This window comes from Nonomuraea pusilla (assembly GCF_900109355.1).
In the GTDB taxonomy this organism is placed as follows: Bacteria; Actinomycetota; Actinomycetes; order Streptosporangiales; family Streptosporangiaceae; genus Nonomuraea; species Nonomuraea pusilla.
This window is the reverse complement of record NZ_FOBF01000003.1, coordinates 433,264-458,612: the sequence shown is the minus strand read 5'-3', so window position 1 is coordinate 458,612 and position 25,349 is coordinate 433,264. Positions and strand designations below refer to the sequence as shown.

The following is a 25,349-nucleotide window of genomic DNA, read 5'->3' as shown; positions in this document are numbered from 1 at the left end:
GCGGCGGTGATCGCCAGCACGGCGACCGCCGCCGCGGCGACGACCGGCAGCGGCAGCCCGGCGTGGCGGCGGGCCACCTCGCCCGCCAGCGCGCCCTCTCCCCGTAGCGCCGGCCGAGCCGGTGGCGGCCGCCAGAACCGCTACCCCGAAAACGGCGCCGCGTCGGCGTCCTGCCTGATCCCGCGCCGTGGGCGCATGACGCCGCCGGGTAGGGGCATTCGTTCGATGTGGATATCTTTCGCACGAAGAGCGTGGAGCAGTCCATTCGCGACACCGAGGCTCCCGAGCACCAGCTGCGCAAACGCCTGACGGCCCTCGACCTGACCGTCTTCGGCATCGGTGTGATCGTCGGCACCGGAATCTTCGTGCTGACGGGTCAGGTGGCCAAGGAACTCGCGGGGCCGGCCGTGGCCGTCTCGTTCATCGTGGCGGGCGTCGTGTGCGGGCTGGCCGCCCTGTGCTACGCCGAGTTCGCGTCCACCATCCCGGTGGCCGGGTCCGCCTACACGTTCTCGTTCGCCACCCTGGGCGAGTTCCCCGCCTGGGTGATCGGCTGGGACCTGATCCTGGAGCTGGCGCTCGCCGCGGCCGTGGTGTCCGTCGGCTGGTCGGGCTACTTCGCCTCGATGCTGTCGTCCGTCGGCGTCCACCTGCCGGCCTCCATCGCCGGCGACGACCCGGTCGTCAACGTGCCCGCGATCCTCATCGTGCTCCTGCTCACCTCGGTCCTGGTCGCCGGGATCAAGCTGAGCTCCCGGGTCAACCTCGTCCTGGTGATCACCAAGCTGGTGGTCGTGCTGCTCGTCATCGTCGCCGGGCTGTTCTTCATCAAGGGCGCCAACTACACGCCGTTCATCCCCGAGCCCGTCCCCACGGCCCGGGTCGAGGGGCTCAAGGCCCCCCTCATCCAGCTGATCTTCGGTGTCACGCCCGTCGCGTTCGGCGTGATCGGCATCTTCGCCGCCGCGGCCATCGTGTTCTTCGCCTTCATCGGCTTCGACATCGTGGCCACCGCCGCCGAGGAGACCATCAATCCGCAGCGGGACGTCCCGCGCGGCATCATCGGCTCCCTGGCCATCTGCACGATCCTGTACGTGGCCGTGTCGCTCGTCGTGGTCGGGATGCAGCCCTACTCCCAGCTGAGCACGTCCGCGCCGCTGTCGGACGCGTTCACCGCCGTGGGCCACCCGTGGCTGGCCACGATCATCAGCATCGGCGCGCTCGCCGGGCTCACCACCGTCGTGCTGGTGCTGCTGCTGGGCCAGACCCGGGTGCTGTTCGCGATGTCGCGCGACGGGCTGCTGCCCCGCTCGTTGGCGAGGGTCCACCCCACGTTCGGCACGCCCGCCCGCCTGACGACCGTCATCGGCGTCGCGACCATGGCGCTGGCCGGGTTCGTGTCGTTCGGTGAGCTGGCCGAACTGGTGAACATCGGGACGCTCTTCGCGTTCGTGGTGGTCTCCCTCGGCGTGATCGTGCTGCGGCGCACCCGGCCCGACCTGCCGCGCGCGTTCCGCACCCCGCTGGTGCCGCTGCTGCCGATCCTGTCGGTGCTGGCCTGCGTCTACCTCATGCTCAACCTGCCGGTGCAGACGTGGCTGCGCTTCATCATCTGGATGATCATCGGCGTCGTCGTGTACTTCGCGTACGGCTACTGGCACAGCAGGGCCCACCGCGAGGTCACCCGCTGAGAACGCGCGACGGCGCGCGGGCCCTCGCGGGGGCCTCGCGCGCCGTCGCCGATCGGGAGCGGGGCTCAGGCGGGCAGGGACGCCACGCCCGGCGGCAGGAAGCGCGGCTCCGCGTGATCCGTCCTGTCCAGGTACGGGGTGATCCCGCCCAGGTGGAACGGCCAGCCGGCGCCCAGGATCATGCACAGGTCGATGTCCTGCGGCGCCGCGACGACGCCCTCGTCCAGCATGAGCCTGATCTCCCTGGACAGGGCGGCCAGCACCCGGTCACGCACCTGCTCGGCGGTGGACGGCCGGTCGCCGCCGGAGAACAGCGCCACCGCCTCCGGGTCGAGCGAGAAGTCGGGACGGTACACGCCCGGCTTGCCGGCCGCCACCAGCTTGGCCATGTTCTCCGACACGCCGAAGCGGTCGGGGAAGGCCGCGTGCAGCGTCTCCGCGACGTGCAGGCCGACCGCCGGGCCGACGAGCTGCAGCAGCGCGAACGGTGTCATCGGCAGGCCCAGCTCGTCGAGCGCGTGCTCGGCGACCTCCAGCGGCGTGCCCTCGTCCACGGCGGCGACGACCTCGCCCATGAAGCAGGTCAGCAGCCGGTTGACCACGAACGCCGGGGCGTCCTTCACCAGCACCGACGACTTCTTCAGCGACCTGCCGACCGAGAAGGCCGTCGCCAGCGTGGCGTCGTCGGTGGCGGCGCCGCGGATGATCTCCAGCAGCGGCATGACCGCGACCGGGTTGAAGAAGTGGAACCCGACGAGCCGCTCCGGGTGCTCCAGGCCGGCGCCCATCTCGCTCAGCGACAGCGACGAGGTGTTCGTGGCCAGCACGCACTCGGGGGAGACGACCGCCTCCACCTCGCGGAACACCTGCTTCTTGACCGCCATGTCCTCGAAGACGGCCTCGATCACGAAGTCGGCGTCGGCGAACGCGTCCTTCGTCAGCGACCCGCTCACCAGCCCCTTGAGCCGGTTGGCCTGGTCCTCGGACACGCGGCCCTTGGCCAGCAGCTTGTCCACCTCGGCGCGCACGTAGCCGACGCCCTTGTCCAGCCGCGACCGGTCGAGGTCCGTCATGACGACGGGCACCTCCAGGCGGCGGGCGAACAGCAGCGCCATCTGCGAGGCCATCAGGCCCGCGCCGACCACGCCGACCTTGGTCACCTTGCGGGCCAGCGCCTTGTCCGGCGCGCCCGCCGGCCGCTTGGCACGCCGCTGCACCAGGTCGAACGAGTAGAGCCCGGCCCGCAGCTCGTCGCTCATCAGCAGGTCGGCCAGGGCCTCGTCCTCGGCGGCGAAACCCTCGTCGCGGCCCGCCACACGGGCCTTGGCGATGAGGTCGAGCGCCCGGTACGGCGCGGGGGAGGCGCCGCGCAGCTTCATGTCCACCAGGAAGCGCGCGTCGGCGACCGCCTTGTCCCAGTCGTCGGAGTCGTGCCCGGGGCGCTCCACCGTCACCTCGCCGGTGAGCACGCGGGCCGCCCAGCGCAGCGACTCCTCCAGGAAGTCCGCCGGCTCGAACACGGCGTCGGCGACGCCCAGCTCGTACGCCTGCGCCCCCTTGATCATGCGGTTCTGCGACAGCGGGTTCTCGATGATCAGCTTGATCGCCCCCGCCGGGCCGATCAGCCGGGGGAGGAGCTGCGTGCCGCCCCAGCCCGGCACCAGGCCGAGGAAGCACTCCGGCAGCGCCACCGCCGGCACGCCCGAGGAGATCGTCCGGTACGTGCAGTGCAGCGCGATCTCCAGCCCGCCGCCCATCGCCGCCCCGTTCACGAACGCGAAGGACGGCACGGACAACTCGCCCAGCCGGCGGAAGACGTGGTGGCCCAGCCCGCCGATGGCCAGCGCCTCCTCGCGCGAGGCGACGGTCGCGGCCGCCTTGAGGTCGGCGCCGACCGCGAAGATGAACGGCTTGCCCGTCACGCCGACGGCGGCGAGGTCGGTGCGCGCGGCGATCTCCGTCAGCGCGGCGTCGAGCGCGAGCAGCCCCTGCGGCCCGAACGTGTTCGGCTTGGTGTGGTCGAAGCCGTTGTCCAGCGTGATCAGGGCCATCGTGCCCGCGCCGCCGGGCAGCGCGACGTCGCGCACCAGCGCCTTGGTGACCACCTCGCCGGTGTCGCGCGCGCCCAGCAGGGCGCGCCAGGTCTCGAGTTCGCCGACGTTGCTCATGCCAGGTTCTCCCAGATCACGGTGCCGCCCATGCCCATGCCGACGCACATCGTGGTGATGCCGTAACGCACGTCGGGACGCTCGCCGAACTGACGCGCGAGCTGCGTCATCAGCCGCACGCCCGAGGAGGCGAGCGGGTGGCCGAACGCGATCGCGCCGCCGTAGGGGTTCACGCGCGGGTCGTCGTCGGCGATGCCGAAGTGGTCGAGAAAGGCCAGCACCTGGACGGCGAACGCCTCGTTGATCTCGAACAGGCCGATGTCGCCGATGCCGAGCCCGGCCAGGCGCAGCGCGCGCTCCGTTGACGGGATCGGGCCGACGCCCATGACCTCCGGGTCGACCCCGGCGAACGCGTACGACACGAGCCGCATCTTCGGCGTCAGGCCCAGCTCCGCGGCCACGTCGGCGGCGGCCACGACGCAGCCGGTGGCGCCGTCGTTGATGCCCGAGGAGTTGCCCGCCGTCACCCTGCCGTGGGGGCGGAACGGCGTCTTCAGCCCGGCCAGCGCCTCCATCGTGGTGCCGGGGCGGGGCGCCTCGTCCTCGACCGCCAGGCCCCAGCCCTTCTCCGCGGTGCGCACGGCCGTCGGCACCAGGTCAGGCTGGATCTTGCCGTCGGCGTACGCCTTGGCCGTCTTCTCCTGCGAGAGCACGGCGTACGCGTCGGCGCGCTCCTTGGTGACGGCCGGGTAGCGGTCGTGCAGGTTCTCGGCGGTCATGCCCATGACGAGCGCGCTCGGGTCGACCAGCTTCTCCGACAGGAACCGCGGGTTCGGGTCGACGCCCTCGCCCATGGGGTGGCGGCCCATGTGCTCGACGCCGCCCGCGATGGCGACGTCGTACGCGCCGAACGCGATGCCGCCCGCGACCGTCGTGACGGCCGTCATCGCGCCCGCGCACATGCGGTCGATCGCGTAGCCGGGCACCGTCTTGGGCAGCCCGGCGAGCACGGCGGCGGAGCGGCCGATGGTCAGGCCCTGGTCGCCGATCTGGGTGGTCGCGGCGATGGCGACCTCGTCCACGCGCTCGGGCGGCAGGGCGGGGTTGCGCCGCATGAGCTCACGGATGACGCGGACGACCATGTCGTCCGCGCGGGTCTCCGCGTACAGCCCTTTCGGTCCTGACCTGCCGAAAGGTGTGCGCACGCCGTCCACGAACACGACGTCACGAGAGGAAGGCACGGATTCGCTCCTCGTTGCTGGACTGCTTCCCGCCCTATGCTACTCGTCAGTAACTACTGCGCACGCGAGGGCCGCCGCGAGCAGCGCGCAGACCAGACCGGTGGACGGCTCCCAGAGGTGGGCGCGGGCCGCGACCAGCCCCACGTCCGCCGCCGCGGCGCAGGCCCACAGGGCCGCCGTCCCGTGGGGGCGCGCGCCGGGGCCCGGATCCCACGGGTCGCCTGGCGAACCCCCGGGCCGACCGGCGCGCGTGCGCATCCCCGCCGCCTCCTTTGCCCAGGAGAACAGCAGCCACACCCCGGCCACCGCCCCCGCCGCCGCCAGCGCCGTCGCCGTCGTCTCGATCACCCAGTTCAGCGTGCCCGCCAGCGCGTCGCGGCCCGCCGCGCGGAACAGCCCGGGCACCGTACAGCCGAGCAGCAGCGTCACCGCCCACCCCAGCGCCACGGCAGGCCTCGTGAGCGGCCACAGCCGGGCCGAGCGCGCCACCCCGTACAGCTCGCGCTCGCGCCGCCGCAGCAGCTCGGCCCGCGCGCCCCAGACCGCCTGCGTGACGGCGAGCGCGGGCAGGCCGCCCAGGAACACCGCCAGCGACAGCACGGCGGGCGGCAGCGCCTGCTGGGCCGTGCCCGCGCGGTCGGCCAGCAGCCCGGCCGCCGGCAGCAGAGCCAGTACGGCCATGAGGCAGGCGCAGGCGGCACGCCGGGCCGCCCCGGCCCTGGCGCGCAGCAGCGCCACCGAGTCGGCGCCTGGAGGGGGCGTCATTTCCGTCAAGAGCATGACTGCCATGATGGCGTCACGGACTGTAGTGACGCGTGCCGTTCGCGTGCATCTGTGTGACGAGTTCCCCGTACGGCCGCCTGATCACGCCCCCGGGGGCGCTAGCATGCTGGCAACCTTCCATGAGGCGTCTGTTTCCGAGCACGAGCGCGAGCCGATCCCTCGCGTGAAAGGGACTGCGTGAGCGAGTACCGGGACATCGCAGTTCGGAGCCGTCACGGTGGCACCCCGGCCTCCGGCGGCCGGGCGGACGGGCGCGGTTCGCACCAGGAGCCGCCCGGCGGCCGCCCGGGCGGGCGGCGCTCGCGCAAGGAGCCGCGGCGCGGCAAGGTCACCGTGATGGGGTGGGTGAGCATCGCGCTCACCGGCGTGCTCACGCTCGGCACGCTCGGGGCCTACGGCTACTACCGCAGCCTCGACGCCAACATCAACAGGGAGGACGTCGGCGACCTCGGCGACAACCGGCCCCCCGAGACGGGCGCGCTCAACGTCCTGCTCGTCGGCTCCGACTCCCGCGAGGGCGCGAACAAGAGGTACGGCGCGAAGTCCCAGGGCCTGGGCGAGCGCACCGACACGATCATGCTGCTGCACATCTCCCCCAACCGGGACAAGGCAACCATGATCAGCTTCCCGCGCGACTCCATGGTCATGGTCCCCACCTGCGACAAGCCGGGCGGCGGGGTCATCCCGGCCGGGCTGCGCCAGATCAACGCCGCCTTCAACGACGGCGGCATCAAGTGCACCATCAGGACGATCGAGTCGATCACCCAGCTGCACGTCGACCACTTCGTGAAGGTCGACTTCACCGGCTTCAAAGGCATCATCGACGCGCTCGGCGGCATCGAGGTCTGCCTGCCCAAGGCCGTCAACGACCCCAAGGCCAAGCTGGTGCTGAGCGCCGGCAAGCACGTCGTCAGCGGCGAGCAGGCGCTCGGCTACGTCCGCACCCGCTACGCCCTCGGCGACGGCAGCGACCTCGGCCGCATCCAGCGCCAGCAGGTGTTCCTCACCAAGGTCATGGAGAAGGTCACCGACGGCGGCCTGCTCACCGACCCCGGCAAGCTCAACGACTTCCTCCAGGCCGCCACCAAGACCGTCACCGTCGACACCCACCTGACGCTCGACCGGATGCTCGAGATCGCCAACAGCGTCAGAGGGCTCAGCGCCAAGGAGCTCAAGGGCATCACCGTGCCCGTCGAGGCGTACCCGGCCGACAAGAACCGCGTGCAGTTCAAGCAGCCCGACGCCCGCAACTTCTTCGACAGCGTCCGCAACGACGTCGAGGTCACCGCCAGCCCCAAGCCGGGCGCCTCCGCCGGGCCGAAGATCGAGCACGACCAGGTGCGCGTCCAGGTGTTCAACGGCAGCGGCGAGTCCGGCAAGGCCGCCCAGGTCGCCGCCGAACTGGCCGACCAGGGCTTCGTCGTCACCCACGTCGGCAACGTCGCCGCCACCGCCACCACCGCGATCCGCTACGGCAAGAAGGACGCCCAGGGGGCGGCCTACGCCGACACCGTCGCGGCGCGGCTGTCCAAGGACAAGCGCACGCCGACGGCAGGCAAGATCAAGCCGCTCACCGTGGAGGCGTACAAGAGCGACGTCACCAAGATGCCCACGGGGCCGGTCGTCCAGCTCGTCATCGGCGCCGACTGGCCGGGCGTCCGGGTCATGTCCGCGATCCCCAGCTCCCTCAAGGACAAGGTCGTCGACAGCAGCACCAACCCCTGCCTCTGACGGCCGCCCGTCCCTGCCGGGCGGTCCTCGGGGCGGGAGACCCGGCGGCGGCAGTATCGTGCCCGCCTCGGAGGGCGGTGGGCGTCCCACACGGCCGCGAGCGCCCGCATCGCGGCGAAGAGCGCCGCCGTCACGACCACCGGCCTCCCGCCGCCGTGACGCTCATGGTCCGGGCGTGACGTATGGACGGTCGGGGCCGTGACGCCGCTCATGGTCCGGGCGTGACGTACGGACGGTCGGGGCCGTGACGCCGCTCATGGTCCGGGCGTGACGTACGGAGGGTCGGGGCCGTGTCGTCGTCCGCGTTCCGGGCCTCACGTACGGATCGCCGGGGCCGTGACGGTGCTCGCCGTCTGGGCGTGACGTATGGACCGTCCGGGCCGTGTGGTCGTCCGCGTTCCGGGCCTGACGTGCATATCGCCGGGGCCGTGACGGTGCTCGCCGTCTGGGGCGTTGCCGGCGAGGCGTGCCCGGCTGCGCGCGGGTGCCGTTCGTCTCCGCCGGCCGGGATGCGCCAGGAACCGCCACGGCGCTCCTCGCCTCCTCCTCTCGCGGACCTTCGCCCTCGGCGCGTTCCCCGGCGGGCGGCTGGTCGCCTTCTCGGTCTCCACCGCGATCCGGGGCGGGTCGGCCGCTCATGGCGGCGTCCCTGCGATCACTCCTGAGGGCCGTGGACGGGGTCCGTCCGCGCCGCGGATCGTTCCATCGCCGTACGCGCTTCAAGCGGGCCCGCCGGGGCCGCTGACAGGGCGATTGTTACGGAGAGTGACTTTAGGGAAACAAGTGAAATTTCCGGACAAGGAATGGTAGGAAAGGGCGGTCCGAATTCGAGCTAGAGAGGTTCCACCGTGGCGCGCGACGACAACGACAGGCCGTACGAGGACGCCCAGGGCAGGTCGCGGGATCCCGAGATGACCGGCGACGTGCTGTCCCCGCGCTGGAGCACGGAGGACACCGACGAGCAGCCCGCGATCCAGGCCGACGGCCCGGAGACGTACCTTTCCGGCCCCTCGGGCGTCTCCGGCCTCACCGGTGCGGCGACGCGCGGCGACGCCGCCTCCGACGGCTACGCCACGGGCAGGGACGTTCTCGGGGCCTCCCACGGCCTCCACGACGTCCGGGACGTCCTGGACGAGCCCGCGGGCGCCCGCGACGTGCTGGACGAGCCCGGAGGCACCCAGCCCGCCGGCCTCGGCGCCGCAGGTGGCGGCACGGGGATGGGCGCGTCCGGCGAGCCCGGGGTCACCCTGGGCCTCGACGGCGCGGCCTCGGGCGCGGACGGCCTCGCGGCCCTGACCGGCCTCGGCGCCACCACCGGCCCGGACGATCAGGCGCTCGGCGGTCCGGGCTCGTCCGGCCGGTCCGACAGCTTCGCGGTCGGCGGCCTCGGCGCCACCAGCGGCGCGGATGGCTTCTCCATCGGCGGCCTCGGCGCCGCCACCGGCCCCCAGGAGTCGGCGGCCGGCGCCGACGGGCAGGGCAGGGCGGACGCCGCGGGCGACCGGGGCGGCGAGGACGACGACCTCGCCTACCTGCCCCTCTACCGAGGCTACGAGCCGCAGGACGACGAGAAGGACGCCGAGCAGACCGGTGAGCAGGCCGGCGAGCCGCGGCGCGGCTTCCTCGGCTCCGGCTGGACGGACGACGCCGACGCCCCCGAGCCGCGGCGCGGCGAGCGGCGCCGTCGCGGCCGGGTCCTGCTCGTGGCCGCCGCCGCGGTGGTGCTCGTCGGCGGGGCCGGCTGGCTGCTGACCGGCACCTCTTCCGACGACCCCTGCGCGGGACGCACCTGCGCGAGCGCGGGCGAGGTGACCATCCCGAGCGAGCCGCCCCTGACGGAGGAGCCGGTGGAGGACGACCCCGAACCCGTCGTCTCCGACACCCCGCCGGCGACGTCCGAAACCCCGGCGCCGTCCGCGACGGTCACGAGGGTCAGGCCCACGCGCACGCCCGAGGCGCGCCCCACGCCGACCCGCACCGTCCGGCCGACGACCAGGCCGACCTCCGGGCCCGCCACCCGCGACCCGCAGGGCGACGTCGCCGACACCGGCACGGACGGCCAGGATCAGCAGGGGCAGCCGCAGGAGCAGAAGGCCAGCAAGGAGCCGGAGGCCCAGCAGCCGAGCAGCGGGCCCGAGCAGCCGCCCGCCTCGCAGCCCGCCCCGACCCCGTCGGAGTCGCAGAAGGGCCTGTTCGACATCCTCTTCCCCTGGACCTGACCCGCCCCCCGGCCTCCCACCCCGGCCACGGCCCAGGCCCGTCGCCCATCCCGGCCACAGCCCAGGCCCGTCGCCCATCCCGGCCACAGCCCAGGCCCGTCGCCCACCCGGGCCATGGCCCAGGCCCGTCGCCCACCTTGGCCACGGCCCGGGCCCGTCGCCCACCTTGGCCACGGCCCGGGCCCGCAGCCAAGTCCCCGCCCGTCGCCCATCCCGGCCACAGCCCAGGCCCGTCGCCCGCCCCGTCGCCCGGCCGCATGCCCACCTCGGCGCGCTGCCCGCCGGTCCTGGCCGTGCTACAGGTCTGCCGGTGCCGCCCGGTGCCGCCCGCCCTTTCCGGCCGCTGAGGGCGCCGGTCCGGCCGGTTGCGGTCGCGTGCTGATCTCGGTATTCGGCCCGCTGGTCCAACCGGTGCAGCAGCGTCGATGCCGGGCGCGGGCTTGCTCGACCGCCGCTCCCGGCTGTTGGGCGTGCTGGTCCGGCCGGTTCCGGTCACCTGCCGATCTCGGCACCTGGCCTGCCGGCCCGACCGGTGCGGCAGTGTCGCCGACACTCGCGGTGGGACGGTCGGCCGTTCCTCCGGGCCGCGGGTCGCCTGCTGCTTCGGCCTGTTGGCGCTCGCGGGCGCGTCCAGGGGGTGCGGTTCTGTCCGGGCTGGTGTTGAGACGTGCGAGGATGCGGAGCCAGGAGCTGGTCTGGCAGACTGGAAACCGCTTTCCGGGAGGTCTCGTGGTCACGCTTGAGGACGTCGCCAAGCAGGCGGGCGTCTCACTCGCCACCGCCTCGCGGGTGCTCAACGGCAGCACCCGCCAGGTGGGGGCCGCCCTGCGCGCCCGCGTCGAGCGGGCGGCCGACGAGCTGGGCTACCGCGCCAACATCGCGGCCCAGACGTTGGCGAGGGGCGCGAGCAACGTCATCGGCATCGTGGTGCACGACCTGACGGACCCGTACTTCGCGGCCCTCGCCGACGGCGCCATGCGGGCCGCGGAGGGCGAGGGCATGCTCGTCATGGTCGGCACCACGCACCGCGACCCCGAGCAGGAGATCGCGTACGTCTCCACCCTGAGCGCGCAGCGCGTACGCGCGGTGCTGCTGGTCGGCTCGCGCGTGGCCGACCCTGGCGTGACCGGCCGCCTGCGCGACGAGCTGGCCAAGTACCGCGAGAGCGGCGGCCGGGTGGCCTGCGTGGGCCAGGACCTCCTGGGGGTCGACACCGTCGCGCCCGCCAACCGGGCGGGCGCGGGCGCGCTGGCCAGGGCGCTGGCCGGGCTGGGGCACAGGAGGTTCGCGGTGCTGGCCGGGCCCGAGCACCTCATGACCGCGGCGGACCGCTGCGCCGGGTTCTGCGCGGCGGTGGAGGAGCTGGGCCTGCCCGCGCCCCGCGTCGTCCACGGGCCGTTCGACCGTGACGGCGGCCACGCGGCGGCCCGGGAGGTGGGCGACGCCACCTGCGTGTTCGCGGTGAACGACGTCATGGCGGTGGGGGCGCTGGCGGCCTACAGGGAGGGCGGCGTGCGGGTGCCCGAGGACGTGTCGGTGGCCGGTTTCGACGACATCGTCACGCTGCGTGATCATGTCCCGGCGCTGACGACCGTCCGGCTGCCGCTGAAGGACATGGGCGCGCGGGCGCTGGAGCTGGCGCTGCGTGAGAGCGACACCCCGGTGGTCGAGCAGGTCGAGGGCGAGGTCGTGCTCCGCGAGAGCGTCAGGAGGCTGTCCTGACCGCCGGTGCGCGGCGAGGCGGGTCGGCGGGAAGGCCGGGGCCCGTGGAGCGCTCGAAGCGTTCCGGCAGGAAGTCGAAGCGTTCCGGCGGGCCGTCGGGACGGACGAGGAGGAGGAACGCATGAGGCTGGCGGTCAGCACCCTGGGGATGCCGGGGGAAGGGCTGGAGCGGGCGATCGAGATCGCCGGCGGGCACGGGTGCGAGGGGCTGGAGCTGCGGCTGCACCCCGACACGGGCGTGCACGCGGGGCTTTCCGAGCAGGAGCGCCGCTCGGTGCGGCGGCGGATCGAGGCCGCGGGCCTGGAGGTGTCGGCGCTCGCCGGGTACGTCCGCGTCTGCGCGCCCGGCCCGGACGAGCCGGTCGTCGAGGCGCTCCTCGCGGACCTGCGCCTGGCCGCCGACCTGGACGCGCCGGGTGTGCGCGTGTTCCCCGGCGGCGCCGACCCGGAGGTGGGCGCGCGCAGGCTCGGGGCGGTGGCAGGGGAGGCCGCGGCCCTCGGCCGGCTGGTGCTGGTGGAGACGCACGACGAGATGGCGACGGGCGCGGCCGTGGCGGGGCTGCTCGACACCGCCGATCTCCCGGACGCCGCGGGCGCGATCTGGGACCTCCTCCACCCCTGGCGGCACGGCGAGGAGCCGGCCGCCACGCTCGCCGCGCTGGGCCCGCACCTGCGCTGCGTGCAGGTCAAGGACGCCGTCTCGGCCCGCGACACCACGCCCGTGCCGATGGGGTCGGGCTCGGTCCCGCTGGAGGAGTCGGGCGAGCTGCTGCGCGCGGCGGGCTACGGCGGGTGGGTGTCGCTGGAGTGGGAGCGCACCTGGTATCCGCAGGTCGCGCCGGTCGAGGAGATCCTGCCCGGCGCCGCCGCGTGGGTGCGGCGTTTCACCGCTTAGATAGGAGGATGTCCGACTTCATTGACAAGGTGCTCGTCGTCGGGATGGACGGCCTGCGCTTCGACCGCCTCGTCGCGATCGACCCGCCCGTCCTCGGCGCGCTCATGTCCTCCGGCGCGTACGGCACCAGCAAGCTCCCCTACGGCGAACCCGGCGCGCCCCGCACCGAGTCGCCCGGCGAGGTCGTCCCCGAGCCCGCCCCCGAGGGTCCGGGCATCCGGTCGCGTACCGACTCGGGGCCCGGGTGGTCGTCCATCGCGACCGGCGTGTGGCCCGACAAGCACGGCGTCGTGGACAACGGCTTCAGCGGTGCACAGTTCCAGAAATTTCCGGACTTCTTGACGCGGGCCAAGGACGCCCGGCCCGACCTCGCCACCTCCGCGTTCTTCTCCTGGGCGGCCCTGGACGAGCACGGCGCGTTCGGCCCCGCGATCGACCACCGCCACGTCCTGGACGGCTTCGCCCTCACCTTCGCCGCCGCCGACGAGCGCCTCGCGGCGGCGGCCGAGCGCCACCTCGCGGAGGCGGGCCCCGACCTGACGTTCGTCTACCTGGGCGACACCGACGAGGTGGCCCACGAGCTGGGCGCGTTCTGCCCGGAGTACGCCGCCGCGCTCCACACCCAGGACGCCTACCTCGGCCGCCTGCTCGACGCCGTGCGCTCCCGCCCCTCCCGGGAGCGCTGGACGGTGCTCGTCACCACCGACCACGGTCATGTCGACGAGGGCGGCCACGGCGGCGTGTCGGACGAGGAGCGGACGGTCTTCGTCATCGCCAACCGCCTGGGCGACGACCTCGGCGGCCGGTCGCTGGGCGCGCCCCGGCTGGTGGACGTGGCCCCCACGGCGCTGTCCCTGCTCGGGGTGGCCGTCGATCCGGGCTGGGACCTGGACGGCGGCGTCCTGGAGGTCTGAGCCACCTTCTTTCATCACCTGTTGAATTCTGGTCGCCGGAGGACGACACTGGGGGGACAGGACGGCGGACAGCGGGAGCGACCCCATGAAGACGGCTCTGGACCTCTGCGAGATCGACGGCGGCATGCCGGACGAGGTGGGCGGCAAGGCGGCCAACCTCGGCGAGCTCGTCAGGGCGGGGCTGCCGGTTCCGCCCGGGTGGGTGCTCACCACGGAGGCGTACCGGCAGGTGGCCGACGGTCTGGGCGGCGCGCTGGACGAGCTCGTCGCGGCGGGCGGCTCCACCGGCGGCACGGCCCTCGCGGCGCGCGCCAGAGCCCTGCTGCTGGAGGCCCCCGTGCCCGGCGCGGTGCGGGAGGAGATCCTCAGCCGATACGCGGCGCTCGGCGACGACGTGCCCGTCGCCGTGCGCTCCTCGGCGACGGCCGAGGACCTGCCGTTCGCCAGCTTCGCCGGTCAGCAGGACACGTACCTGAACGTCGTCGGCGGCGAGGCGGTGCTCGACGCGGTCCGCCGCTGCTGGGCCTCCCTGTGGACCGACCGCGCCGTCGCCTACCGGGAGTCCCAGGGCGTCGGCCACGACCGGGTGCGGCTCGCGGTGGTCGTCCAGGCGATGGTGGACGCCAGGGTCGCCGGGGTGATGTTCACCGCCAACCCGGTGACGGGGCGGCGGCGCGAGGCCGTCATCGACGCCGCCCCGGGGCTCGGCGACGCCGTCGTCTCCGGCGCGGTCGACCCCGACCGCTTCGTCGTGGACGTCGCGACCGGCGAGATCCGCGAGCGCCACGCGGGCGGCGCGGGAACGGGCGCGGGAACGGGCACGGGCGTGGGAGCGGGAACGAGTGCGGGCATGGGCGCGGGTCGCCCGTGTCTCACCGACGCCGAGGCGCGCGAGCTGGCCGCCCTCGCGGCCCGCGTCGAGGACCACTTCGGCGCGCCGCAGGACACCGAGTGGGCCCTCGACCACCGCGGCACGCTCTGGCTCACCCAGTCCAGGCCGATCACCACCCTCTACCCGCTGCCCGAGAGCCGCCGCGACGGGCTGCGCGTCTACTTCTCCTTCAACGTCGCCCAGGGCGTCATGGGCCCGCTCACCCCGATGGGGCTGTCGGCCGTCAGGCTCTTCGGCGCGGGCGGCACCGCCCTGTTCGGGTACGGGCCCGCCGACCCGCTGTCCGGCCCGCCGGTCATGGCCGAGTCGGGGCAGCGGCTCTGGCTCGACGTCACCACGGCGGTGCGCAGCAGGGCGGGCCGGGTGATCCTGCCGCGCCTGCTGACCCTCGGCGAGGCGCGGGCCAAGGCCGTCCTCGACGGGCTGGCGGGCGACCCGCGGCTGTCGGTCGTCCACAGGGACCTGCGGCCCGCGGTGCGGGGGTTCGCCCGTTTCGCCCGCCGCGTCCACGCCCCGGCGCGGGTGTTCCAGGCGCTCGCCCGGCCGCGCGCCGCGCTCGCCTACACCGCCCGGGTGGGGGAGGAGTTGGAGGCGCGGCTGCGCGTCCCGGACGGAGCCACTCCCGCCGAGCGGATCGACCACGCCGTGCGCACGCTGCGCACCGCGTTCCCGGCCGTCCTGTCGATCATGCCGATCGTCATCACCGGGTACGGGCTGTTCGCGCTGGCGTCCAGGCTGTGCGGGACGTCCATGGCCGAGCTCCAGGACGTCCTGCGCAGCGTCCCGCGCAACCCGACCACCGAGATGGACCTCGCCCTGTGGGAGCTCGCCACCCGCGTCGAGCCGGAGCCGTTCAGGACGGAGCCGGCGGAGGAGCTGGCGCGCCGCTACCGGGCGGGGACGCTGCCCCCCACCGCCCAGCGCGAGATCGCCGCCTTCCTGCGCAGGTACGGGCACCGCGGCGTCGCGGAGATCGACCTCGGCGTGCCGCGCTGGTCGGAGGACCCCGCGCACGTCCTCGGCGTGCTGTCCAACTACCTGCGCGCCGACCGCCGCCGCATGGAGGCCGACGGCACGGCCCCCGACGCGCTGTTCGCGAGGGGCGAGCTGCGGGCGCGGGCCGCCGTGGAGCGGGCGGTCTCGGCCGCGCGCCGCCGCGGCCCGCTGCGGGCCGCCCTCACCCGCTACGCGCTGGGCCGCACCAGGATGTACGCGGGGCTGCGCGAGCTGCCCAAGTTCCACGCGGTCAGGACGCTGGCGGCGGTGCGGGCGAGCCTGCTCGCCGTCGGCGCCCACCTGGCCGCCGAGGGCGGGCTGGAGGCCCCCGAGGACGTGTTCTTCCTGCGCCTGGAGGAGGCCCGCGCGGCGCTGGGCGGCGGCGACCTGCGGGCGCTCGTCGCGGAGCGCAGGCAGGTGTACGAGCGGGAGTCGCGCCGCCGGCACGTGCCCAGGGTTCTGCTCTCCGACGGCACCGAGCCCGAGACCCTCCTCCGGCCCGCGGGCGGCCACCGGGACGGCGTGCTGACCGGGACGCCCGCCTCGGCGGGCACCGTCACGGGCCCCGCCCGCGTGGTGCTCGACCCGGTGGGCGCCCACCTGGAGCCCGGCGAGGTCCTCGTCTGCCCGTCGACCGACCCCGGCTGGACGCCGCTGTTCCTCACGGCGGGCGGGCTGGTCATGGAGATGGGCGGCGCGATGTCGCACGGCGCGGTGGTGGCCAGGGAGTACGGCATCCCCGCCGTCGTCGGCGTGCCCGACGCGACGCGCCGCGTGCGCGGCGGCCAGGAGATCACGGTGGACGGCGCCGCCGGCACCGTGACCCTCCCCGCCGCCCCCGATCAGCCTTCGGCGAGCACGACCTCGGTGTAGCGGCGGCGCATCGTCGCCACCACCTCGTCGGGGTCGGCCGCCCAGACGTCGGCGTTGAAGATCTCCACCTCGACGTCGCCGTCGTAGCCCGCCGCGAGGACGGCCCGGGTGATCGGCGCGAAGTCGATCACCCCGTCGCCCATCATGCCGCGCCCGAGCAGCACGTCCTCGGGCAGCGGGTGGAGGTAGTCGCACACCTGGTACGAGGCGATGCGGCGGCCGGCCCGCGCGATGTCGTCGAACAACCGCGGGTCCCACCAGACGTGGAAGGTGTCGACGACCACGCCCACCTGCTCCTCCGGGTAGGGCAGGCTCAGGTCGAGCGCCTGGCCGAGCGTGGACAGCACGGCGCGGTCGGGGCAGTAGACCGGGTGCAGCGGCTCCAGCGCCAGCCGCACGCCCCGCTCGCCGGCGTACGGCGCGAGCACCGACAGCGCCTCGGCGACGCGTTCGCGCGCGCCCGCGAGGTCGCGGGAGAAGCCTGAGGGCAGCGCCTCGCCCGGACGCACGCCGGGCAGCCCGCCCACGACCATCACCAGGCAGGCCGCGCCCAGTTCGGCCGCCTCGTCCACGGCGCGGCGGTTGTCGTCGAGCGCCTCGGCGAACGCCCGCCTGCCCTCCTCGCCGGGCAGGCCGCCCGCCGTGAGGAAGCCGCCGCGGCACAGCGACGAGACCCGCAGGCCCGCGTCGCGCACCAGCTTGGCCGTCTCGGCCAGGCCCTGCTCGGCCACCTTCTCGCGCCACAGCCCGATGGCCGGGAGGCCGTGCCTGACGCAGCCGTCCACGGCCTCGGCGACCGACCAGCGCCTGGTCGTCCACTGGTTGAGCGACAGACTCACAGCCCGTTCACCGCCAGCAGCGCCCGCATGCGGTGGACGGCCAGCTCGGGGTCGGCGAGCAGGCCCGCCTGGTCGGCCAGCCTGAACACCTTCGCCAGGTGCGTCAGCGAGCGGGCCGACTGGGCGCCGTTCACCATGGCGAACGCGTCCTGGTGGCCGTTCAGCCAGGCCAGGAAGACGATGCCGGTCTTGTAGTGGTACGTGGGCGCCTCGAAGATCGTGCGCGACAGCGGCACCGTCGGGGCGAGGATCTCGTCGTACCTGGCCAGGTGCCGGGCGCGGTCCTCCTCGCCGGAGGCCGACTCGGCGGCGTCGAGCGCCCGCAGCGCCTCGGCGGCGGCGGGGGCGATCGCGTCGAAGATGCCGAGCAGGGCGTGCGAGCCGGTCCTGATGAGCGACGGGTAGTTGAAGTCGTCGCCGGTGTAGAGCCGCACGCCCTCGGGCAGCGCGGCGCGCAGCCGCACCTCGTGCTCCTCGTCCAGCAGCGACACCTTCACGCCGTCGACCATCGGGGCGTGGGCGTGGACCAGTTCGAGGAACGACTCGGTGGCCTCGGCGACGTCGCGCGAGCCCCAGTAGCCGGCGAGCTGCGGGTCGAACATCTCGCCCAGCCAGTGCAGGATCACCGGCCGCTCGGCGACGCCGAACAGCTTGCCGTACACCTGGTGGTAGTCGCGCGGCCCGGTCGCGGCGCGGGCGAGCTGCCGCGACGCCATGACGATCACGCCCGCCCCCGCCGCCTGGACGGTCTCGATCTGCTCGGCGTACGCGGCGGTGATGGTGTTCAGGTCGCCGGCGCCGGGCGCGTGGTCGGTGCCGGCGCCGCAGGAGACGAGCGCGGCCGGGTCGCCGAACGCGCGGGCCTCCTGCGCGCTGCGCGTGATCAGCTCGCGGGTGGCGGCCCAGTCGAGTCCCATGTTGCGCTGCGCGGTGTCCATGGCGTCGGCCACGCGCAGGCCGTGCGACCACAGGTGGCGGCGGAAGCGGAGGGTCGCCTCCCAGTCCACGGCGGCGGGGGAGCCGGGCGTGTTGTCGCCGAGCGGGTCGGCCACGACGTGCGCCGCCGCGTAGACGACGCGGCTCGCGGCCGGAGCGGCCTCCACCGGCCAGGCGACGGGCTCGCGCAGGGTGTACGCCCCGCCGGGCAGGTCGATCCTCACAGCGCGGGCACCTCGATCCTGCGGCCCTCGGCGGAGGAGCGCAGGGCCAGCTCGGCGAGCTGGACGCCGCGCGCGCCCGAGGCGAAGTCGTTCGGGAACGGGGCGTCCTCCAGGACGTGCCGGACGAACCGCTCCCACTGGATCTTGAAGCCGTTGTCGAACTCGGCGTTGTCCGGCACCTCCTGCCAGCCGTCGCGGAAGCGGGCGGTGACCGGCAGGTCGGGGTTCCAGACGGGCTTCGGCGTGGCCGAGCGGTGCTGGACCCGGCAGTTGCGCAGCCCGGCGACGGCGCTGCCGTGCGTGCCGTCCACCTGGAACTCCACCAGTTCGTCGCGGTTGACCCGGACCGTCCAGGAGGAGTTGATCTGGGCGACGACGCCGCCCTCGATGCCGAACACGCCGTACGCGGCGTCGTCGGCGGTGGCCTGGTACGTCCTGCCCTGCTCGTCCACGCGGCTCGGGATGTGCGTGACGGCCTGCGCGTAGACCGACTCGACCCGGCCGAACAGGTTCTCCAGCACGTAGTGCCAGTGCGGGAACATGTCGAGCACGATGCCGCCGCCGTCCTCGGCCCGGTAGTTCCAGGAGGGGCGCTGCGCCTCCTGCCAGTCGCCCTCGAACACCCAGTAGCCGAACTCGCCGCGCACCGACAGGATGCGGCCGAAGAAGCCGCCGTCGATGAGCCGCTTCAGCTTCAGCAGGCCGGGCAGGAACAGCTTGTCCTGGACGACGCCGTTCTTGACGCCCTTCGCGGCGGCGGCCTCGGCCAGCGCGACCGCCTCCTGCGTGGACTCTGCCGTGGGCTTCTCGGCGTAGATGTGCTTGCCCGCGTCGATGGCCTTCAGCACGGCCTTCACCCTGGCGCTGGTCACCTGGGCGTCGAAGTAGATCAGGGCGTCCTCGTCGGCGAGGGCCGCGTCGAGGTCAGTGGTCAGGTCGGCGATGCCGTGCCGGGCGGCGATGTCGGCGAGCTTGCCGGCGTCGCGGCCGACCAGGACGGGCCGGAGCTTCACCCGGCTCCCGTCGGAGAGCGTGACACCGCCCTGCTCGTTGATGGCCAGGACGGAGCGGACGAGGTGCTGACGGTAGCCCATCCGTCCGGTGACGCCGTTCATCACGACGCCGATGGTGCGCACGCTCATGGGTTTCCTTTCGGGGAAAGCGCTTTCCCGAACGGTACGGCGACGCCACCGAAAGCGTCAAGTGGCGTGCGCCGTACCGCGGAGGGGGCGGGGGAGCCCTAGAGCTCGCCCTTCGTCTCCAGCCTGGCCAGGGCCCTGGCGATGGGATGCGCCGTGAGCGCGAGCTGCCACTCGCGGGCGCCGAGCCCGCGCAGCCGCTCACGTACGCTGTCGTCGGTGATCTCCGCCGGCGGCTCCCACGTCAGGCGGCGCACGGCGTCCGGCTGGAGCAGGTTCTCCGCCGGCATGTGGTGCTCGTCGGCCAGCGCGGCCACCACGGCGCGCGCGGCGGCCAGCCGCCTGGCCGCGGCGGGGTCGCGGTCGGGCCAGCGGTTGGGCGGCGGCGGGCCGTCGCCCGGCGTGCTGGGCTGCGGGAGCTGGCTCTCCGGCACGGTCCTGGCCCTGGTCACGGCCGCCAGCCACTCGCTCATGTACCGGCGCGCCCCGCTGCGGGTGAACGCCGGGATCTCCGTGAGCGCCTTCCTCGTCCGCGGGCCCTCCAGCGCGGCCGTGACGATCGCCGCGTCCGGCAGCACCCTGCCGGGGGCCATGTCGTTCTCGCGGGCGATCCGGTCGCGCGTCGCCCACAGCTCGCGTACGACCGCGAGCGCCCGGACGCTGCGCACCTTGTGGATGCCGGACGTGCGGCGCCACGGGTCGGAGCGCGGCACCGGCGGGGGCGTCCTGAGCACGGCGGCGAACTCCTCGCGCGCCCACTCCAGCTTCCCCGTCTCCTCCAGCTCTCCGTGCAGCACGTCGCGCAGCTCCACCAGGACCTCGACGTCCAGCGCGGCGTACCTGAGCCAGTCCTCGGGCAGCGGCCTGGTGGACCAGTCGGCGGCGGAGTGGCCCTTCTCCAGCCGCAGGCCGAGCACGGTCTCGACCATGGTGCCGAGCCCCACGCGCTCGTAGCCGAGCAGCCGGCCGGCCAGCTCGGTGTCGAACATCGTGCGGGGCCGGAACCCCACCTCCATCAGGCAGGGGAGGTCCTGCGACGCGGCGTGCAGCACGATCTCGGCGTCGGCGACGGCGGCGTCGAGCTCGGACAGGTCGGGGCAGGCGATCGGGTCGATCAGCGCGGTGCCCGCGCCCGCTCTGCGCAGCTGCACCAGGTAGGCGCGGTTGCCGTAGCGGTAGCCCGACGCCCGCTCGGCGTCCACCGCCACCGGGCCGGCGCCCGCGGCGAACGACTCGACGACGCGGACCAGCGCGCCGGGGTCCGCCACCACGGGAGGGATGCCCTCGCGCGGCTCCAGCAGCGGTTCGACGGTGCGTTCTTCTGTCATGAGCTCACCGGCCTCATGACGTGGGTGCGGTGTTGACGGGTGCCCTCACTTCGTACGGTCACTCTCCGGATCTTCACGCCGGCGTGGCAGCGCTGCCACGTCGGGAGGGAGCGGCGGTATGCCGGCCGCCAGGCACATCAGGTCGCACCAGGCGGCGACGTGGCCGGAGAGATCCTCCTCGGCGGGCGACCAGGAGGCGCGCAGCTCCAGTTCGGTGCTGACCGGGTCGTCCGCCTTGTTGCCGAACCCCTCGGACACGGCTCTCGTCACGGTACCGCCGGCGGCCGAGTAGTCGGCGTGGCGCGCGTCCAGGGCCTCGGTCAGCCAGCTCCAGACGACGGGCCCGAGCAGCGGGTCGGACGTGATCTCGGGCTCCATGTCGGCCCGCACGTACGCGACCAGGCGGAAGGGGCCCTCCCAGCCGCGCTGGCCGTCGGGGTCGTACAGCAGGATGAGCCGGCCGACGGCGAGCTCGTCGTCGTCGCGGTAGACCGACGCGCCGATCGCCGCGGAGTAGGGGGCCAGGCGCTGCGGCGCCGGCAGCTCCTCAAGCTCGATCTCCGGCCTGACCTCGGACAGCCGCATGCTCTCCGCGGCGCGCGCGAACGCGGCGGGAGGCGGCGGCTGGTCACCGAGTGTCATAGCCGAAGCGTAGGTCGAAGTAGGACGGAAGGGGACCACGGGGGTGCTCATCCTTGGTGATCAAGCCGAAGCCGTAACGAGCTGGCGAACCGGTCGGGTGAACGGGGCGGCGCCGCCCAGCGGCGCCGCGTGGCCGCACTCCAGGCAGAACCACTCGGGGCACTCGCCGGGCCGGTGCCCGTCGGCGCACGGCGGCTGCTCGAACAGCCGCTCACCGGCGCAGGAAACGCAGCGCTCGCTGCGGCGCTCCGGGGAACTCCACAAGGCGGTCATCGCACCAGTCATCGAGCCGGGGCCTTTCTTCGGGTCGTGGCTCCGACGTTGGCATGAGCGGCGAACATTTCCCCGCAACGCGCTCGGCGTGTCCCGAAAGTGGTCGGTGAATCGTAGCCGCGCGGTCGTTTGGGGAAGTTTTGACCTGCCGGGGACCACCGCTCTGCCGACCCATGGGGTGTGCTCGACCCGTGAGCGACGCCGATGCCGAGCGGACCGGTAAACCTTCATCCAGCTATCTGATCATGATTTGGCGCATCCAATGCATATTTTTCCGACACCTCGCGCCGATTCCGTGACCGACCTGCCCGCATGGCACCCTTGGAGGGTGAACCTCGCCGACTCAGCCTTCCTGCGCGCCTGCCGCCGTCAGCCCGTCCCCCACACCCCCGTCTGGTACATGCGCCAGGCCGGACGGTCGCTGCCCGAGTACATGAAGGCGCGCGAAGGCGTCCCCATGCTCACCGCGTGCGAGACGCCCGACATGGTCGTCGAGATCACCCTGCAGCCGGTGCGGCGCTACGGCGTCGACGCCGCCATCTTCTTCAGCGACATCGTCGTGCCGCTCAAGGCCATCGGCGTCGACCTCGACATCAAGCCGGGCGTCGGCCCCGTCGTCGCCGACCCGATCCGCGACGCCAGGGGCATCGACGCGCTGCGCCCGCTGGAGCCCGGCGACGTCCCCTACGTCACCGAGGCGGTGCGCGCGCTCGTCGGCGAGCTCGGCGGCACGCCGCTCATCGGCTTCGCCGGGGCGCCGTTCACGCTCGGCTCGTACCTCATCGAGGGCGGGCCGTCCAAGAACCACGACCGCACCAAGGCGATGATGTACGGCGAGCCCGCGCTGTGGCACGCCCTGATGGAGCGGCTGACGGACATCGTGCTGGAGCACCTGCGTGTCCAGGTGGCCGCGGGGGCGTCGGCGGTGCAGCTCTTCGACTCGTGGGTCGGCGCGGTCGCGCCCGACGACTACCGCGAGTTCATCCTGCCCCACACCAGGCGCATCTTCGAGGGCGTCGAAGGCGTCCCGCGCATCCACTTCGGCGTCGGCACCGGAGAGCTGCTCGGCCTGCTCGGCGAGGCAGGTGCCGACGTCGTGGGCGTCGACTGGCGGGTGCCGCTCGACGAGGCCGCCCGCCGGGTCGGCCCCGGCAAGGCGCTGCAGGGCAACCTCGACCCGGCCGTCCTGCTCGCGCCCTGGGAGGTCGTCGAGCGCAAGGCCCGCGAGGTGCTGCGGCGCGGCAGGGAGGCCGAGGGGCACGTGTTCAACCTCGGCCACGGCGTGCTGCCCTCCACCGACCCCGACCAGCTCAAGCGGCTCACCGACCTGGTCCACGAGGCTCACTGAGGCCCCGGCGCCTCCGGCTGCTCCGGCCCTGACGCGTCCGCGGCTCTCTCCGGCGCCGCCGGCGGGTTCGGGGGACCGCCGGGCACCCGCGCGGGCGGGCCCTGCGGCGCAGGCGGGCCCGAGGGCCGGTCCGGGCGGCGGCGCGCGCGGCGGCGGCGGCGTACGAGCAGCACCAGGGCGGTCACCGGCACGCCGAGCGCCACCAGCCACGGCAGCACGGCACCGAACACGGTGACGAACACCTTCGCCGACGTCACCAGCGCCGCCCAGCCCGCCTTGAGCCCCGAGAGGAAGCCGGGCGGCTCGTCGGCCGGGTCCTCCACCTCCGCCACCGGGCCGACCAGGCGGAGCGTCAGCGTCGCCATGGCCACCTGCCTGGCCAGCTCCTTCTGCTGGGCCTGCAGCGACTCCAGGTCCGCCTCGCGCGCCGCGATCTCCCGCTCCACCTCCAGCACCTGGCGCATCGTGCCGGCCTTCTTCAGCAGCGCGCGCAGCGACTCCAGCGACCGCTGCGCCGTCTTCAGCCGGCTGTCCACGTCGGCCACCTGCAGGGTGACGTCCTGCGTGTTCTGGTTGAGCGAGAGCTGCCTGCCGAGGTCCTTGCCGAGCCTGCCGAGCACCTCGGCGTACCGGGCGGGCGGCACCTTGAACTCCAGCAGCGCGCTGTCCTCGCTGTCGCCGGAGGAGTCGGCCTCCTCCCTGGCCAGGTAGCCGCCGGCCGCGGTGACGATCTGCTTGGCCTGCTGCGCCGCGGCGGTCACCGCCGCGGCCCGCACCGTCATGGAGGCCGTGTAGACGATCTGCCGGTCCTCCGGCGTGGGCTGGACCTCGGTGGGGATGGTCTTGCCCGCCTGCCCCGCCACCGTCCGGTCCTGCGGCACGGCGTGATCCGCCGCGGGGCTGGGCGCCGCCGCGGGGGCCGCCGCGCCGTCGGCGCGGCTCTCCTGCCTCGCGACGAAGGACGACGATCCGCCTCCGCAGCCCGCCAGCACGAGGGCCGCGCAGGCGGCCGATAACGCGATGCCGTACCGGGTTCTCCTCATGCCCCTATGACGGAGGGCGGACGGCCCGGGTTTGGTGGGAACCATCACGTTACGGTCACGCGCCCCGGCGGCCTGACCGCCCCGGTGAGGCGGTAGCGTCGGATCTCGTGGAAGGGAATCGGGCACACGTGGTCGTCGTCGGCGGCGGCATCTCCGGGCTGGCCGCCGCGTGGTTTCTCCGCCAGGGCGCCGGCGAGCGGGTCAGGGTGACCGTGCTGGAGTCGAGCCCGCGCATCGGCGGCAAGCTGTACGCCTCCGAGGTGGCCGGGGTGAGCGTCGACGCGGGCGCGGAGTCCATGCTGGCCCGGCGCCCCGAGGGCAAGGAGCTGGCCGCGGCCGTCGGGCTCGCCGGAGACCTCGTCCTCCCCGGCACGCTCCGATCGTCGATCTACAGCAGGGGCACGCTGCACGCGCTGCCCAAGGCGCAGGTCATGGGCGTGCCCGCCGACCTGGCCGAGCTGGCCAGGTCGGGCATCATCTCGCCGGCCGGCCTCCTGCGGGTGCCGCTCGACCAGATCCTGCCCGCCACCCTCGTGCGCACCGACGTCTCGGTGGCCGCCTACATCCGGGCCAGGATGGGCGGCGAGGTCGTCGAGCGCCTGATCGAGCCGCTGCTCGGCGGCGTGTACGCGGGCCGCTCCGACATGCTGTCGCTGGAGGCCACGATGCCGCGCGTGGCCGCCGTGGCCCGCAGCGAGCGGTCGCTGCTGTCGGCCACCAGGCACCTCGTCGAGGAGGCGCCCAAGGACGCCGGCCCGGTCTTCGCCACGCTGCGCGGCGGCATCGGCGTGCTGCCCGAGGCGGTCGCCAAGGCGTCCGGCGCCGACGTCAGGACGGGCGTGACGGTCCGCGAGCTGCACCGTACCGAGAGCGGGTGGCGGCTCGTCACCGGCCCCGTCCCCCGGCCCGAGGTGATCGAGGCCGACGCCGTCGTCGTCGCCACACCCGCCCCCGCCGCCGCCCGGCTGCTGAAGGAGGAGGCGCCCAGGGCCGCCGCCGAGCTGGCCAGGATCGACTACGCCAGCATGGCCGTCGTCACCCTCGCCTACCCGCTCGACGCCTTCCCCGAGCCGCCCGCCACCAGCGGCTATCTGGTGCCGCCCGTCGAGGGCAGGCCGGTCAAGGCCGTCACGTTCAGCTCCGTCAAGTGGCCGCACCTGGCGTCCGACCTGGTCGTGCTGCGCTGCTCGATCGGCAGGGTCGGCGAGGAGCACCTGCTCCAGCGCGAGGACGCCGAGCTGGTGTCGCTGGCCACCGCCGAGATGGCCGACGTCATGGGCGTGCGCGGCCTGCCCGTCGACACCCGCGTCACCCGGTGGGGAGGCGGGCTTCCGCAGTACAACGTGGGCCACCTCGACCGGGTGGCCAGGGTGCGGGCCGCCGTCGCCGTGCAGCCCGGCCTGGCCGTGTGCGGCGCCGCCTACGACGGCCTGGGCATCCCGGCCTGCCTCGCGACCGCGCGCACCGCGGCGGGCCGGATTCTGGACCAGCTGGACAAGCAAGGAGAATGAA

The 25,349-nt window shown here is 74.0% G+C and carries 18 protein-coding genes; 9 read left to right on the top strand and 9 right to left on the bottom strand.

Annotated elements, in window-relative coordinates:
- The first annotated feature begins 227 nt into the window (after positions 1-227).
- Positions 228-1,691: an amino acid permease gene (locus BMX74_RS08090; RefSeq protein WP_055505941.1), complete on the top strand. Its 1,464-nt coding sequence runs from the start codon at positions 228-230 to the stop codon at positions 1,689-1,691.
- A 65-nt stretch (positions 1,692-1,756) separates the two neighbouring features.
- Here BMX74_RS08090 and BMX74_RS08085 read toward each other — a convergent pair whose 3' ends face one another.
- The 3 genes from BMX74_RS08085 to BMX74_RS08075 are packed head-to-tail and all read right to left on the bottom strand — an operon-like array spanning position 1,757 to position 5,820.
- Entirely contained in the window at positions 1,757-3,859 is a 2,103-nt protein-coding gene (locus BMX74_RS08085; protein WP_091099329.1) for a 3-hydroxyacyl-CoA dehydrogenase NAD-binding domain-containing protein, read from the bottom strand.
- Complete coding sequence (locus BMX74_RS08080; protein ID WP_218153922.1) at positions 3,856-5,019, bottom strand: thiolase family protein; 1,164 nt, start codon at positions 5,017-5,019, stop codon at positions 3,856-3,858. Before BMX74_RS08080 ends, BMX74_RS08085 begins: the two co-directional genes overlap by 4 nt.
- A gap of 60 nt (positions 5,020-5,079) precedes the next feature.
- Positions 5,080-5,820, bottom strand: a complete 741-nt coding sequence (locus BMX74_RS08075) for a hypothetical protein (protein WP_143078586.1) — start codon at positions 5,818-5,820, stop codon at positions 5,080-5,082.
- 180 nt (positions 5,821-6,000) lie between these two features.
- Here BMX74_RS08075 and BMX74_RS08070 point away from each other — a divergent pair, with 180 nt between their 5' ends.
- The 6 genes from BMX74_RS08070 (at position 6,001) to BMX74_RS08045 (ending at position 16,065) form a co-directional block, all read left to right on the top strand.
- On the top strand, positions 6,001-7,554 hold the full coding sequence (locus BMX74_RS08070) for an LCP family protein (protein WP_236714951.1): 1,554 nt from the start codon (positions 6,001-6,003) through the stop codon (positions 7,552-7,554).
- Positions 7,555-8,402: 848 nt separating this feature from the next.
- On the top strand, positions 8,403-9,773 hold the full coding sequence (locus BMX74_RS08065) for a hypothetical protein (RefSeq protein WP_091099324.1): 1,371 nt from the start codon (positions 8,403-8,405) through the stop codon (positions 9,771-9,773).
- A 729-nt stretch (positions 9,774-10,502) separates the two neighbouring features.
- Positions 10,503-11,495, top strand: a complete 993-nt coding sequence (locus BMX74_RS08060; protein WP_236714950.1) for a LacI family DNA-binding transcriptional regulator — start codon at positions 10,503-10,505, stop codon at positions 11,493-11,495.
- A 121-nt stretch (positions 11,496-11,616) separates the two neighbouring features.
- On the top strand, positions 11,617-12,390 hold the full coding sequence (locus BMX74_RS08055) for a sugar phosphate isomerase/epimerase family protein (RefSeq protein ID WP_055505935.1): 774 nt from the start codon (positions 11,617-11,619) through the stop codon (positions 12,388-12,390).
- A gap of 8 nt (positions 12,391-12,398) precedes the next feature.
- Entirely contained in the window at positions 12,399-13,304 is a 906-nt protein-coding gene (locus BMX74_RS08050) for an alkaline phosphatase family protein (RefSeq protein ID WP_055505934.1), read from the top strand.
- Between the two features lie 85 nt (positions 13,305-13,389).
- Positions 13,390-16,065 (top strand): PEP/pyruvate-binding domain-containing protein, encoded by a 2,676-nt coding sequence (locus BMX74_RS08045; protein ID WP_091099321.1) that lies wholly within the window; start codon positions 13,390-13,392, stop codon positions 16,063-16,065.
- On the opposite strand, the gene BMX74_RS08040 is transcribed toward BMX74_RS08045, so the two are convergent.
- From BMX74_RS08040 to BMX74_RS08020, 5 genes are all read right to left on the bottom strand, one after another.
- Positions 16,035-16,904, bottom strand: a complete 870-nt coding sequence (locus BMX74_RS08040) for a sugar phosphate isomerase/epimerase family protein (RefSeq protein ID WP_055505932.1) — start codon at positions 16,902-16,904, stop codon at positions 16,035-16,037. The genes BMX74_RS08045 and BMX74_RS08040 overlap by 31 nt on opposite strands.
- On the bottom strand, positions 16,901-18,064 hold the full coding sequence (locus tag BMX74_RS08035) for a dihydrodipicolinate synthase family protein (RefSeq protein WP_055505931.1): 1,164 nt from the start codon (positions 18,062-18,064) through the stop codon (positions 16,901-16,903). Before BMX74_RS08035 ends, BMX74_RS08040 begins: the two co-directional genes overlap by 4 nt.
- Entirely contained in the window at positions 18,061-19,206 is a 1,146-nt protein-coding gene (locus tag BMX74_RS08030; protein ID WP_091099320.1) for a Gfo/Idh/MocA family protein, read from the bottom strand. Before BMX74_RS08030 ends, BMX74_RS08035 begins: the two co-directional genes overlap by 4 nt.
- A gap of 98 nt (positions 19,207-19,304) precedes the next feature.
- On the bottom strand, positions 19,305-20,531 hold the full coding sequence (locus tag BMX74_RS08025) for a ribonuclease D (RefSeq protein ID WP_091099318.1): 1,227 nt from the start codon (positions 20,529-20,531) through the stop codon (positions 19,305-19,307).
- Between the two features lie 45 nt (positions 20,532-20,576).
- Positions 20,577-21,173, bottom strand: a complete 597-nt coding sequence (locus tag BMX74_RS08020) for a DUF3000 domain-containing protein (protein ID WP_055505928.1) — start codon at positions 21,171-21,173, stop codon at positions 20,577-20,579.
- 601 nt (positions 21,174-21,774) lie between these two features.
- Here BMX74_RS08020 and hemE point away from each other — a divergent pair.
- A complete protein-coding gene (hemE, locus tag BMX74_RS08010; RefSeq protein WP_091099315.1) occupies positions 21,775-22,794 on the top strand; it encodes a uroporphyrinogen decarboxylase in 1,020 nt (339 codons plus the stop codon).
- On the opposite strand, the gene BMX74_RS08005 is transcribed toward hemE, so the two are convergent.
- Entirely contained in the window at positions 22,788-23,837 is a 1,050-nt protein-coding gene (locus BMX74_RS08005; protein WP_177227278.1) for a DUF4349 domain-containing protein, read from the bottom strand. The two genes, hemE and BMX74_RS08005, sit on opposite strands and share 7 nt — an antisense overlap.
- Before the next feature lie 107 nt (positions 23,838-23,944).
- On the opposite strand from BMX74_RS08005, the gene hemG reads away from it, so the two are divergent.
- Positions 23,945-25,348, top strand: coding sequence for a protoporphyrinogen oxidase (gene hemG, locus BMX74_RS08000; RefSeq protein ID WP_091099311.1), 1,404 nt, complete (start codon positions 23,945-23,947; stop codon positions 25,346-25,348).
- Position 25,349: the final 1 nt, after the last annotated feature.